The 13,277-nt window shown below is 71.2% G+C and carries 10 protein-coding genes; 7 read left to right on the top strand and 3 right to left on the bottom strand.

All coding sequences use genetic code 11. The features are described 5' to 3' along the window. Window positions 1–254: 254 nt before the first annotated feature. The 3 genes from J3P31_RS14995 to J3P31_RS14985 form a co-directional block, all read right to left on the bottom strand. Window positions 255–1,934 (bottom strand): methyl-accepting chemotaxis protein, encoded by a 1,680-nt coding sequence (locus tag J3P31_RS14995; protein WP_210529287.1) that lies wholly within the window; start codon window positions 1,932–1,934, stop codon window positions 255–257. A 363-nt stretch (window positions 1,935–2,297) separates the two neighbouring features. After that, window positions 2,298–3,062, bottom strand: coding sequence for a glutamine amidotransferase (locus J3P31_RS14990; protein ID WP_210529286.1), 765 nt, complete (start codon window positions 3,060–3,062; stop codon window positions 2,298–2,300). Between the two features lie 27 nt (window positions 3,063–3,089). Next, the gene (locus tag J3P31_RS14985) at window positions 3,090–4,004 is read right to left on the bottom strand and encodes a cytidine deaminase (RefSeq protein ID WP_210529285.1); all 915 of its coding nucleotides are present in this window, start codon (window positions 4,002–4,004) and stop codon (window positions 3,090–3,092) included. A 150-nt stretch (window positions 4,005–4,154) separates the two neighbouring features. Between J3P31_RS14985 and J3P31_RS14980 the strand changes: the two genes are divergently transcribed. The 7 genes from J3P31_RS14980 to J3P31_RS14950 are packed head-to-tail and all read left to right on the top strand — an operon-like array spanning window position 4,155 to window position 12,970. Beyond that, window positions 4,155–5,492 (top strand): amidohydrolase family protein, encoded by a 1,338-nt coding sequence (locus J3P31_RS14980; protein ID WP_210529284.1) that lies wholly within the window; start codon window positions 4,155–4,157, stop codon window positions 5,490–5,492. Continuing rightward, window positions 5,492–6,478 carry a nucleoside hydrolase gene (locus J3P31_RS14975; RefSeq protein WP_210529283.1) on the top strand — a complete coding sequence of 329 codons (987 nt, stop codon included), beginning with the start codon at window positions 5,492–5,494 and terminating at the stop codon, window positions 6,476–6,478. Before J3P31_RS14980 ends, J3P31_RS14975 begins: the two co-directional genes overlap by 1 nt. Continuing rightward, window positions 6,475–7,521 carry a BMP family lipoprotein gene (locus tag J3P31_RS14970; protein ID WP_210529282.1) on the top strand — a complete coding sequence of 349 codons (1,047 nt, stop codon included), beginning with the start codon at window positions 6,475–6,477 and terminating at the stop codon, window positions 7,519–7,521. The genes J3P31_RS14975 and J3P31_RS14970 overlap by 4 nt, the downstream gene beginning before the upstream one ends. 52 nt (window positions 7,522–7,573) lie before the next feature. Then, the gene (locus tag J3P31_RS14965; RefSeq protein ID WP_210529281.1) at window positions 7,574–9,118 is read left to right on the top strand and encodes an ABC transporter ATP-binding protein; all 1,545 of its coding nucleotides are present in this window, start codon (window positions 7,574–7,576) and stop codon (window positions 9,116–9,118) included. After that, a complete protein-coding gene (locus tag J3P31_RS14960; protein WP_210529280.1) occupies window positions 9,115–10,203 on the top strand; it encodes an ABC transporter permease in 1,089 nt (362 codons plus the stop codon). The genes J3P31_RS14965 and J3P31_RS14960 overlap by 4 nt, the downstream gene beginning before the upstream one ends. Beyond that, window positions 10,200–11,120 (top strand): ABC transporter permease, encoded by a 921-nt coding sequence (locus J3P31_RS14955; protein ID WP_210529279.1) that lies wholly within the window; start codon window positions 10,200–10,202, stop codon window positions 11,118–11,120. Before J3P31_RS14960 ends, J3P31_RS14955 begins: the two co-directional genes overlap by 4 nt. Then, window positions 11,117–12,970, top strand: coding sequence for an adenine deaminase (locus J3P31_RS14950; protein WP_210529278.1), 1,854 nt, complete (start codon window positions 11,117–11,119; stop codon window positions 12,968–12,970). The genes J3P31_RS14955 and J3P31_RS14950 overlap by 4 nt, the downstream gene beginning before the upstream one ends. Window positions 12,971–13,277 lie beyond the last annotated feature (307 nt).

Genomic DNA, 13,277 nt, shown 5'->3' with positions numbered 1-13,277 from the left:
CGTGTAGCCCGGCCCGGCGGGCTGCTGTCGGAGCAATGCCGCCCGGAGGTCCCGGGCCACTGTGGGAGCGGGAAGGCGGCCGAGGGGATGCAGGAACCAAGGTGCTCTGCTGATCCTTCGGCCAAGCTCTCCCGCTGACCTTTTCAAGGCCGCACGGTGCCGGACGCGTCCTGCTGGCGGGGCGAGGACTGGCTGCGGAGCACGGCCGAGCCTGCGGTATCCGCGCGCCGCCCATTCATGTCCGGCCCGCCCCCTCAGGCTTGTCGGCTGACCCGGGTGAACTGGGCGTCGAGGTCGTCCTCGGCATGACCGAGATCCAGGTCGATGCCCGATCGGACGGAGGGGCTCCGGCGGGGAACCGTCTGCGCAGGCTTGGCCAATGGAACCACCTGGGCCGGGGCGCTGGCGGATACGGGAGCGGTGGATGCGACGTCCGCATCGACGCGGAAGAAGCCCATCGAGTCCTGTAGAGCCTCGGCCTGATTGGAAAGCTGCTCTGCGGTCAGGGCCAACTGTTCCGAAGCGGAGGTGTTCTCCTGAGTGACCTGGTTCAGCTGCTCAAGGGCAAGCGTCACCTGCGCCGCTCCGGTGGCGAGCTCCTGGTTGGCGTTGTTGATCTGTGCCACCAGGTTGGCCGTGCGCTCGATGGTGGGGACCAGGCCGCCGATGCGCTGTCCGGCGGTCTCGGCAGCCTGCACGGTCCGCGTCGACAGCGCGCTGATCTCGCCGGCGGCGCTTTGGCTGCGTTCCGCAAGCTTGCGGACCTCGGAGGCGACCACGGCGAAGCCCCGTCCATGCTCTCCAGCGCGCGCGGCCTCGACGGCGGCGTTGAGGGCGAGGAGGTCGGTCTGGCGTGCGATCTCCTGGATAACCAGGATGCGTTCGGAGATGGTCTTCACGGCGCTGACGGCTTCGGTCGTGGCCGCGCCCGATAGCCGGGCCTCCTGGGCCGCCCGCGTCGCCATGGCCTCGGTTTCCTGGGCGCTGTGGGCGGTTTGCTTGATGTTGGCGGCCATCTGCTCCACCGAGGCGGAGGCTTCTTCGGCGGCGGCAGCCTGCTCGGTCGCCCCCTGGCTCAGCTGGGTGGCCGTGGCCGCCATCTCGGTCGAGGCGGAGGTCACGTGACGGGAGTTGCCGGTCGCCTCGCCCACGACGCGGCGCAGTCCCTCGACCATGCTGTTCAGGCTGCGCAGCAGGTCCGACACTTCGTCGTTGCCGCGCACCTCGGCCGTTTTGGTCAGATCGCCCGACGCGACACGGGTGGAGAGTTCCACGCTCCGTGTCAGGCCCCGTGCGATGGTGACCGTGATCCAGAGCGCCCCGAGAGCCCCCACGAGGCCGCTGGTCACTGCAAGGCCGACAAGGAGGTTGCGCGAACGGATATACAGGGCGTCGGTGTCGCTGGCCGCATGGGCCATGTCGTCGCGCTTTTTCTCCACGAGGTCGTTGATGGCCGGGAGCAGCTCCTTCCAGAGCGCCTCGCCGTCGGTGGACACCTTGCGGAAGGCGGCTGCGTTTCCGTCCGGCGTGCCGGCATCGGCCAGGCGGATCGCCTCGCTGTTGACGTCGCGAAGGCGCAGGTTGATGTCCCACAGGCGATTGATCAGGTCCTGATCGCTGGCATCGGACAGGGACAGGAGTTCATCCTTGGCCGAGTTCACCCGCTCCCGGGTGGCGGCGATCTCGTTCTTGACGGCATCGAGGGTGGCACGATCATCGTAAAGGATCATGTCCCTGATCTCGCGCTGGATGTAGATCGTCTCGGCCTTGAGATCCTGGGCCAGCCTGAGGCTTTCGGCATCGTCCTCGACGAGGAGGCCGAGGCGGGTGTTCAGGGTGCTCAGGCCTTGGATGGCAAGCGTCATCGCGACTGCCGACGATGCAATGAGCAGGAGGAATACGGCAGCAAGCTTGAGTTTAAGGGTCAGGCGCATGGAAGACTTTCGGGCAGGGGACCACTGATCCCCGCCAGAGTGGCACTGACTCCTGAATATTTCGTTAGATTCGTCTCAATATGCCCGTCGCACGCACCATGACCTTGGTGGAGGACCGACGCGGCCAATTCGCCCGTCCGAGATGGAGGGGCTTGGCGTGCTCTCGCCCGCTGGCATCGATGTGCCAGTTCGGACCTTGGTGCCGCAATCGCCGTTCAGGCGGGTTCCTCGCAGGGCAGCGGCGCCGTCCAGGCCGGGCCCCGGTCCACTGGACGGGTCGCGCATGCCGGGGCGACCGGACGCTTCCGGTCGGCCCGCAGGCCCTGCGGCGCAGGATGGCCGGTGGCGCGACGGCCTGCCGGGTCAGCCGCTCCGACCGGCAACCCATGCCGCCATGTTGGCCCAAAGGGGGGCATAGCCCGGCCATTCGACAAAGGCGGGTGGAGCCCAGTGGGGGCCGCAGTCGCTCGCATAGGCGAGGGCGCGGCCATCCCCGAAGCTGCCCGCCACGATCAGCGGGTCATCGCCAACCATGGCCAGGACTTCGGCGCCCGGCTTGGGGGTCAGCCGATTGTAGCCCAGCAGCGCCGGCCATTCGCCGTCGGGGAGCCCGGCCAGGACCGGGCTCTGCGCCTGGGCGGGCCGGGGTGCGACGCCGGCCGGCCGCTCGACCCGGTCGTCCTGGGGCGAGATCGCGACGGGGAGCGCTTCCTCCACCGCCGTCCCGGCGTAGCGGGCCTTCCCCTCGATGCCCTGGAAGGTCAGGTAGCCCCCCACCATGATCAGCCCGCCGCCGGCGGCCACATAATCCCGGAGCGCGAGAAGCCGGTCCGGACGCGGGGACGCGCGCAGGAAGGTGTCGGGGTGCAGGAGCAGCGTATTGGCCCCGATATCCGACAGGATCACGGCATCCCAGGCGCGAAGCGCCTCTGCGGTGTCGGGAAAATCACGGGCCGCGACGTGCGAGGGCTGGTAGGTCACCTCCCATCCCGCTCCCTCCAGCGCAGCGATGAGCCAGCCACCGCCTTCGGCGTAATCCGTGGTCGTGAAGCTGTCGAAGCCCTTCTGATGGATCGAATGGACGGTCCAGCTTTCTCCGGCGAGCAGGGCGCGGGGCGGTCGTGTCATGCGGGTCCTTTCTGGTGGGATCGGGTGTCAGTCGGGCCAGGCGTGGACCGAAAGCTCGGCCCGGGGCGATACGGCGGCCAGCAGTTCGGCGACGGAGCGGGTCAGGTCCACGGGGCCGCCCGTTCGCTGCGCGAGCCAGGCGCGCGTGATCGAGGTCGGGTCCCCTCCGGCGGCGATCAGGGCCACCATGGCGGTTTGCCCGGGGGTAAGGGTGGGGTTGAAGGCCACGCTCTCCAGGTTGCCTCCGGCGAACAGGCCCAGGGCCGTTTCCAGGACAAGGGCGGCGGGGCAGCCGGAATAGGGTGCATGCGCCTGACGTCCCGCCTCGGCGAGACGGGCGGCAACCTCCTGCGGCAGGCCGGCCGGGGCGCGCAGGCCCGCATCCGTCCCCTGGTGCGGCCGGGCGCCCGGCTGGTCGAGGTAGCCCGGATCGAAGGGCCAGGGGTAGAGCTGCTCCATCGTCAGGCGGTGGCCCAGCGGATCGATCAGGACCAGGGATCCGGACGAGGCGAACTCTGTCAGGACCTGGCGGCAATGGGCGCAGGGATGCGCCTCCGAGATGGCGAGGGTGTCGAGCGACTGCCCCCGCTGCCAGGCGCGGATCGCGACGAAGCCCTCGCCGTGGATCGTCTGGTGCAGCGCCGCGCCGGGAAATTCGAGGTTGCCGCCAAGGATCAGGTCGCCCGAACCCGCCGCCCGCCCCACGGCGCCGACATGGAACCCCGAGACCGGGGGCCGGGCGATCCCGCGCGCCAGGGGCAGGAGATGCAGCAGAAGGTCGTCCGGCCCGAGGCCGAAGCGGTCGCGCAGGGCGGCGGCGGCCGGACCCGGGATCGCGCCGCCGGACAGGACCTCCGCCGCCGCGGCGCGGATCGCCTCGCCCTCCTGCCGGGCCAGCCGCGACGGCACCTCAAGATCGGCGCGGAACGGATTGCGGCTCATCGGGCGGCCCGGCCGGACTGCGGCGCTGCCCGGAAAACGTGCAGGCGAACGGGGCGTCCCGGCGGCGCGCTGACGGTCGGCGTTTGCATTTGACAAGTCCTGTCTGCTCGGCCCAACCATTTCTTAAGGCGGTTCTCAAGACCGGGTCAAATGCTCTCGTTTCTGCTTCACGGCGCCACTGTTCTGACGGTCGATCCGTCGAACCGCGTCCTCATAGACGGCTGGATCAGCGTCGAAGATGGCCGCATCGCCGGCCTCGGGTCCGGCGCCACGCGCCCCGATCCCGCGCGCTTCGACGAGGTGCTGGACCTGTCGGGCCATCTCGTCATGCCGGGCCTCGTCAACGCGCACACCCATGCGGCGATGATCCTGTTCCGCGGCCGCTCCGAGGGGCATTCGCTCCTCACCATGGACGGCTGGTACCATTCGATCCGCGAGCCCGAGCTGAGCCTCGGCCCCGGCGACATCGGCCCGGCCGTTGCCCTGTCCTGCGCCGAGATGGCCCTGTCGGGCACCACGACCTTCTGCGACCAGTACTTCCACGCCGAAGAGGTCGCCCGGGCCGCCGATGCCTCGGGGCTTCGGGCCGTCGTGGCCTACGGCATCGTCGAGCTGGGCGACCTGGAGCATGGCCGGGCCGAGCTCGAACGCGCGGTGGCCTTCGTGGAAGGGCAGCGGCGGGGCCGCGTGATCCCCTGGTTCGGGCCGCACGCGCCTTTTGTCGACAACTCCGAGCAGACCCTCATGGCCGAGGTGGAGGCCGCCAACCGGCTGGGCTGCGGAATGCACCTCCACATGGCGGCCGGCCCCGAGGACAACGAGGACACCCTGGCCCGCTGGGGCCTGACCGCCACGCAGGCTTTGGAACGGTCCGGCTTTTTCGCCGGTCGGGTCCATGCGGCCCATTGCCTGGATCTTTCGCCCCAGGACATCGCCATCTTCGCCGCCGCCCCGGCGGCCTCGGTCGCGCATTGCGCCACGGCGGGGCTGCGGTCGGGACGCGAAGGGATATGCCCGGTGGTGGACCTGCGCCGGGCGGGGGTGATCGTGGCGCTGGGGACGGACAACGTCGCCGCGAACAACGCCTACGACATGGTGACCGAGATGAAGGTGGCGGGCCTCGTGGCCAGCCATCGCGAAGGCCGGGCGCAGCCCATCCCGTCCCGGGACCTGATCCGCATGGCGACCATCGACGGCGCGCGGGCTCTGGGCCTCGGGGACGAGACCGGATCGCTGGAGATCGGCAAGGCCGCGGACATCGCCGTCTTCGACATGCGCGGCCCGGGCTGGTCCGAAACGCCCGAGATCGAGACGGCGCTCGTCTACTCGGGATCGGGGCGGGACCTCCGGCATCTCTGGGTCGCGGGCGAGGCGCTGGTGCGGGACCGTCGCCTGCTGCGGGCCGACTTCGACGAACTCCGCCGCGACTACGCGGCGACCTACCGGAACTTCTGGGACCGCGTGGCACGCGGCGAAAGGGCAGCCTGATGCGGAACCCCCTGATCCTCGACACCGACGGCGGGGTGGACGACGCCCAGGCCCTGATGATGCTGATCGCCCATGGCGTCGTCCCCGAGGCGATCACGACGGTGTTCGGCAACGTGGGCCTCGAGGCGGCGACCCGCAACATCCTGAGCGTTCTCGCCCTGGCGGGCGCCGCCCATGTTCCGGTCCATGCCGGGCAGGCGCGGCCCCTGACCGGCGCGGTGATCGACGCCGCCCATGTCCACGGGGAGGACGGCTTGGGCGGCGCGCCCCGGCCCGCCCGCATCCCCGAGCCCGCAAGCCACGACGCCGTGACCTTCCTGTGCCGCCGCCTGGAGCGGGCCCGCGCGGAGGAGGCGAAGGTCGACCTGCTCATGATCGGACCCCTGACCAACCTCGCGCTCGCTCTCCGCCTCGCGCCGGGGATCGAGGCCGGGATCGGCCAGCTCACCCTCATGGGGGGCACGGTCTACGGGCGCGGCAACACCACGCCCGCGGCCGAGTTCAACATCTACGCCGACCCCGAGGCGGCGGCGATCGTCTTCGGGGCCGACATCCCGACCGTCGTGGTCCCCTGGGAGCCCTGCCGCAGCCACGCCATGACGGGGCCGGAGATGGACGACGCCTTCCAGGGCCGGACGGACGACCCGTATGGCGCCTTCGCCCATGCGCTCGCGTCGCATGCGCGGCGCTTTGCGATCGGCTACGGGCGCGGCGACGTCTTCCAGTTCGTGGATCCCTTCGCCGCCGCCGTGGTGATCGAGCCCTCGATCGTCACCGGCGCCCTCACGGCGAGCGTGGACGTCGCGCTCGCCCCCGGGATCACGCGGGGGATGACGGTGGTGGACCCGTCCAGCCGCCTGGGCACGCCGCCCGTGACCCTTGTCGAGAGCGGCGACCTCGACCGCCTCAAGGCCCTTTTCGCCGAGTCCGTCACCTGGCGGCCCGGCTCCACCGCAAGGACACCCGAGAAGGAGACCGCACGATGACGTTCCGACCCTCCCGACGCTTTGCCGCGCAACTCGTGCTGGGTGCGGGCCTTGCCGCCGTCCTCCCGCTCGGCGCCGTCGCGCAGGACTACACCGAGGACGATCCGCTGACCGTCGCCCTCGTGGTGCATGGCAACCTGGGGGACAAGAGCTTCTTCGACAGCGCCGCCGCCGGCCTGGAGCGGGCCGAGGCCGACCTGCCGGTGGACGTCACGGTCATCGAGGCAGGGCTCGACCGGTCGCGGTGGGAGCCCGCGCTGGCCGACGCCACCGATCAGGGCTTCGACGTGGTGATCGCCGGCACCTGGGAGATGAACGGCTTCATGCAGGCGCTGGCGCCCGAATACCCGGACACCCGGTTCATCCTTTTCGACGATACGCCCGACTTTTCGGGCGGGGCCTTCCCCAACATCCTTGCCATCACCTACCGCACCTCGACCGCCGCCTACCTGGCCGGCTACGCCGCCGCGATGATCTCCGAAACGGGCAAGCTCGGCACCATCCTCGGGGTCGAGGGCTCCACCGTGCTGGAGTTCGCCGTGGGATTCGAGCAGGGCGCCAAGGCCGCCAAGCCGGATGTCGAGGTGGTGCAGGCGGTTGCCGGCAGCTTCACCGACCCCGCCAAGGGCAAGGAACTGGCGCTCGCGCAGTTCGCGCAGGGGGTGGACGTGGTCTTTCCCATCGCCGGGGCGACCGGGATCGGCGCGCTGCAGGCCGCACGGGACGAGGGCAAGCTCGCCATCGGCGTGGACAGCGACCAGGCCGCGATCTTCGCGCCGACCGATCCGGCGCAGGCCGACGTGATCTTCACCAGCGTCGAGAAGAAGGTGGGCGACTCGCTCTACACCGTGCTCCAGCAGACCCTCGACGGCACGGCGCCCTACGGCCAGACCCTGTTGCTCGGCCTTGCGGACGGCGCGGTCGGCATCTCCAGGAACGATCAGTATGCGAAGCTCGTCCCCGAGGAGGTGCGGACCCAGGTCGACGCCATCGAGCAGCAGATCATCTCGGGCGAGATCACCGTGGATACGGCGATGAACTGAGGCAGCCGGCCCGTCCGGCCCTGCGCCGGGCGGCCGTTCCCGGGGGGTGGGCATGGTTCCGATGATCGAGGCGCGGGGCATCACCCGCGTCTATCCCGGTGGCACGGTGGCCAATGACGGCGTGGACCTGACCGTCCGGCCCGGCGAGGTCCATGCCGTCGTGGGCGAGAACGGCGCGGGCAAGTCCACGCTGATGAAGATCCTCTTCGGGCTGGAACGGCCCGATGCCGGCACCCTGCGGATCGCCGGCCGGGAGGTCGCCTTTACCGGCCCGAGGGACGCGCTCGACCACGGCGTGGGCATGGTCTTCCAGCACTTCAGCCTCGTGCCGTCCTTCACCGTCTACGAGAACGTGGTCCTTGGGGCCGAGCCCGCCTCGGGGCTCCGCTTCGACCGCGAGGCGGCCATCGCCCGGGTGCGGGACCTGTCCGAGCGGTTTCGGCTGCGGGTGGACCCGCTCCTGCCGGTGCGGCGGCTCCCCGTGGGGCAGCAGCAGCGGGTGGAGATCCTGAAGGCGCTCTACCGCGACGCCCGCATCCTGATCCTCGACGAGCCGACCGCCGTCCTTGCCCCGCAGGAGGTGGAGGAGCTGTTCACCGCGATCCGCGCGCTGGTGGCGCAGGGCCGCACGGTCATCTTCATCGCCCACAAGCTGCCGGAGGTTCTGGCGATCTCGGACCGGATCACCGTCATGCGGGCCGGGCGCAGCGTGGGCGAGGTGGCGCGGGGCGACACGGACGAGGCGGGCCTGGCCGCGATGATGGTCGGGCGCGAGGTGACGCTGCGGGTCGAGCGTGCCAGGAACGAGGGGCCTGTGGCCCTGTCGGTGTCGGGCCTGCGGCTCATGGCCGAAAGCGGGGCCACCATCGCCGAGGACCTGAGCCTGGAGGTCCGCTCCCGCGAGATCCTGGGCCTGGTGGGCGTGGAGGGGAACGGGCAGGCCGAGCTGATCGAGGCCGTGGCCGGCCTTCGCCCGGTCGCGGCGGGCTCCGTGCGCTTGGGTGGTCAGGAGATCGGAACGCTCGACGTGCCGGCCCGGCGGGCGCTCGGGGTCGCGAACATCCCCGAAGACCGCATCGCGACCGGCCTGGCGACCGGCGCCACCGTGGCCGAGAACCTGGTCGCCACCCGCCTGGGCGACCGCCGATTCGTGCGGCGCGGACTTCTGGACCGCAGGGCCATCCGGGGCGAGGCGCGCCGCCTGATCGACCGGCTGTCGATCCGGGTGGGCGGGCCGGATGCGCCGGTGGGCACCCTGTCCGGCGGGAACATGCAAAAGGTCGTCGTCGCCCGCGAGCTGGCCGAGCAGCCGCGCCTCCTTCTCGTGAACCAGCCCACGCGCGGCGTGGATCTGGGCGCCACGCAGTTCATCTGGAACGCCCTGACGGCCGCGCGCGACGGCGGGGCGGCCGTGATCCTGGCCTCGGCCGACCTGTCGGAGCTCCTGGCGCTGTCGGATCGCCTTCTGGTGTTCTACCGGGGCCGCATCGTGGCGGCCTTCCGCAACACGCCCAACCTGACGGCGGAACGGCTCGGAGCCTACATGCTCGGCATCGAGCGGCAGGCCGCGCCCGAGATGCAGGCCGCCCTCGCATGACCGCCGCATCCTCCCGCACCGCCACCCTCTTGCGCGAGACCGGGCGCGCGCTGGCCGCCCTTGCCGTCGCCCTGGTCGTGGCCTTCCTGATCGTGCTCGCGACCTCCGACGAACCCGCGAAGGCGTTCTCGACCTTCCTGATGGCGCCGATGTCCTCCAACCGGACGCGGGGCCTCTGGATCGACGACGTGGCCAAGCTGACCCTGACCGGCCTCGCCTTCAGCCTCGTGTTCCAGGCGCGGCAGTTCGCCCTGGGCGTCCAGGGGCAGGCCTATGTCGGAGGGCTCCTGGCCTCGCTGGTGGCGCTGTCGCCGCTGGGCGTGACGCCGCTGGCGATCCCGCTCGGGATGCTGGCCGCGATGGCCGCCGGGGCGGCCTACGGCTTCGTGCCCGGCTGGGCCAAGGCCCGGTTCGGCGCTTCGGAGATCGTGTCCTCCCTGATGCTGAACTACATCGCCATACGGGTGGTGAACTGGATCGTGCGGGCGCATCTGGCCCCGCCCGGGACGGGGCAGCTCAACAGCCCCGACTTCCCTCCGCAGGCGGTGTTCCCGGCCATCGTGCCCGGCACCCGCTTCGACCTGGGGATCGCCGTGGCGCTGGTCGCGACGGGGCTGGCCTGGTTCGCGCTCTATCGGACGGCCTGGGGGCTCAGGCTTCGGCTGGTCGGACACAACCCCGGCTTCGCGGACTATGCCGGCATCCCGGCGCGCCGGATCATGGTGTCGGCCATGACGGCCTCGGGCGCGATCGGGGGCCTTCTCGGGGCGGTCTTCGTCCAGGGCCGGGCCTTCGGGCGCATCGCCATCGACTTCGAGGGGAACCTCGCCTTCGAGGGAATCCTGATCGCCATCGTGGCCCGGTCCCGCCCGCTGGCCGTGCCCGTCGTGGCGCTCGCCTACGGCTACCTGCGACAGGGCGCGCAGCTCATGGGCCTGCGCTCGGACGTGCCGACCGAGATGCTGGGCGTGGTGCAGGCGCTCATCATCCTTCTCGTCGCCTCCTCCGTCCGCCTGCCGGGCCGGCGATGGCTCGGGCGGCTCGGCCGACGCCGCTCTCCGGCCGTGGGGGCCCCCGCCGAATGACCGAACTCCTGACCGCCGTCCTTTCGGCCACGTTCCTCGTCGCGGTGATCCGCGCCACCACGCCCCTTCTTCTCGCCACGCTGGGGGGCCTCGTCTCGGACCTGAGCGGAGCGCTGAACGTGGCGCTCGAGGGCATGATGCTGATCGCCGCCCTGACGGCGGTGATCGTGTCCGTCCATGCCCCGTGGTGGATCGCGGTGCTGGCGGGCATGGGGATGGGGGCGCTGCTGGGCGCGCTGATGGGCCTGTTCCACCTGCGCCTCAGGGCCGACATCATCCTCGTGGGCTTTGCGGTGAACATCCTCGCGGCCGGAGGGACGCCCTTCGCGCTCTCGCTCGCGACGGGGGGCGACAAGGGGACCTCGATCAACCTCGTGTCCGGAAAGATCCCTGCGGTTCACATTCCCTGGGTCGACGGCGTGCCCGTCCTGGGCCTCCTGTCCGGCCACTCCCTGCTGAGCTGGGTCGCGGCCTTTGCCGTGTTCGGCCTGTGGTACATCCTCTACCGGACGCCGCGCGGGCTCTGGCTGCGGGCGGTGGGCGAGGCCCCGGCCGCGCCCCAGGCGGCGGGCGTGCGGGTCGATGCGGTGCGGATGTGGTCGCTCGTGGCGTCGGGCGCGCTGGCCGGGCTGGGCGGGGCGCAACTGGCGATGTTCAACTATGTGGGCTTCACGCGCGACATGACCGCGGGCCGGGGCTTCATCGCGCTGGGCGCGGTGCTGCTCGGGGCGCGGCATCCGGTGGGCGCCCTCCTGGCCGCGCTGCTCTTCGGGGTCTTCGAGGCCCTGTCCATCGTCATGCCCGGCCTGTTCGGCTGGATCCCCGGCGAGCTGATCCAGACCATCCCCTTCGTGGTCACCGTGCTGGCCCTCATCCTGTTCTCCGCCCGCACCCGGCGTCGGGAGAGCGCGGCATGACCCCCGACCTGCGCCCCGACGCCGCCGAGGAGGTCCGCATCCGCCAGACGCTCGCGCTGGTGGCCCTGGGCCGGCGGCCGGCGGATCGGGTGATCGAGGTCGGCCGGCTGTTCGCGGCCTATGCCGGCCATTGGCTGGCCGACCAGGAGGTGGTGATCGCCGGGCGCCGCATCGCCTATGTCGGCCCCATCGGAAGCTGGCGCGGCGAAGCGGGGGAACGTGTCCGGCGCCATGGCCTTTCGGCCGTGCCGGGGTTCGGCGAGGTCCACAAGCACATCGAGTCCACTCACCTCACGCCCGAGCACGAGGCCGCCCTCGTCCTCCCCCGCGGCAATACCTGGACCTGCGAGGCGAGCCACGAGTTCGGCAACGTCAACGGCGCGAGGAACCTGGAGTTCTGGCAGAAGGCGCGCCTGGCCGGGAGCCCGCTCAAGATCTTCGTCCAGCCCGGCTCGGCGGTCCCGCCCTCCGCCTGGGAAGAGACGGGCGGCCATTACGATGCTTCGGACCTGAGGCGCTTCCTGGCCGATCCCACGGTGACCGGCCTTGACGAGGTGATGGACTGGCCGGCCGTCTGGAACCCCGAGAACCCCGGCTATGCCCGGATGTGGGAGGTGATCGGGGCGACCATGGCCGGGCGCGGCGTGGTGGAAGGGCATGGCTCCGGCCTTACCGACCCGCACGACATTTCGGCCTTCGCGGCGGCCGGGCTGTCCTCGGACCACGAGGTCTGGGCCGCGGACGAAGCCTGGGACCGGCTGATGCGCGGCATCTTCGTCGAGCTGCGCCCCTTTTCCTATGATCGCATCCTGCCCGCGCTGATCGCGCGCGGCCTGCCCGACTGGTCGAACGTGGCCTTCACCACCGACGACCGCAGCGCCACCGAGACGCTGGACAAGGGCGCATCGGACCACAATGTCCGCGCCGCCATCGCGCAGGGCCTGCCGCCCGAGATCGCGCTGCGCTGCGCCACGATCAACCCGGCGCGGCACATGCGGCTCGAGCATCTGGTCGGATCGGTGTCCCCGGGGCGCTATGCCGACCTGGTGCTTCTGGATGATGTGCCGGGCGTCGGAATCGCAGAGGTCTGGGCCGACGGGCAGCGGGTGGGCGAGCGGACCCGCTATGTCGGGCCGGCGATCCGGATCGACTGGCCGGACTGGGCCACGGACACCATGAACGTGGGCCGGACCCTGGTGGCCGGGGATTTCGCGATCGCGGCGGCTCCGGGCCGGACGACCATGCAGGCCGCCGTGCTGCGCCCCTTCCACTGGGAGGACGACTTCCTGACCGTCGAACTGCCCGTGGCGGGCGGCGAGGTGCAGCGCGACCCGGGGCGCCAGATCACCAAATGGGCGCTGGTGGACCGCTACCGGGGCGACGGGGCGGTGGCGCGGATGTTCTGGACCGGCTGCGGCCCGCGCGATCCCGAGACCGCACTGGCCTGCTCGGTTGCCCATGACAGCCACAACGTCTGGTGCGTGGGCTCGGACGACGCGGCCATGGCGCGGGCCGTCAACCGCCTGCAGGAGATCGGCGGGGGCTGGGTCCTCGTCCACCGGGGAAAGGTCGCAGCTGAGGTCCGGCTGGAGGTCGGCGGGCTGATGACGGCCCGGCCGGCCGAGGACCTGGATGCCGAGATGCAGGCGCTGTACCGGGCGGGCTCCCAGGTGGACTGGATGTACGCCGAGTCCGCCCTCCATCTCTGGGAGCCTGGCTTTCCGGAGTTCCTGAAGTTCGCCACGCTGACCTGCGCGCCCTGGCGATGGGTCCTGGTCGCCCCGACCAAGGCGCTGCCGGAGGGGTTCGTGAACGTGACGACCGGCGCGACCCACCCCATCGTCTGGTAGGCGGCGCGACCAGCAGCCCCCTTGCGGCAGGCCTTCCGTCGAACCTGGGCGCGAAGGGCGGAGCTGGGCGGCGAATCGCCGGATGCCTCTCGGGACCTCGGCGCTGCCGCTCCGCTTCAAAACTGGACAACGCCGCCCGCTTTGCCAGCAGCGGCCCGGACCGAGCGGCGGAAACGGCGCTGGCGCTGGCGGACGAGCGAACCTGCGGCTTTAGTCGGGCCAGCCGAACCAACGGACCCGCCACACATCCCGCCCCATGAGCGCCGCACGATACCATACCCCCGGAGGTCGCAGCCGCCACCCGGCC

It is taken from the genome of Rubellimicrobium arenae (assembly GCF_017916275.1).
Taxonomy (GTDB): Bacteria; Pseudomonadota; Alphaproteobacteria; order Rhodobacterales; family Rhodobacteraceae; genus Rubellimicrobium; species Rubellimicrobium arenae.
Note: the sequence above shows the minus strand (reverse complement) of the source record. Positions and strands in the feature narration are given on the sequence as shown.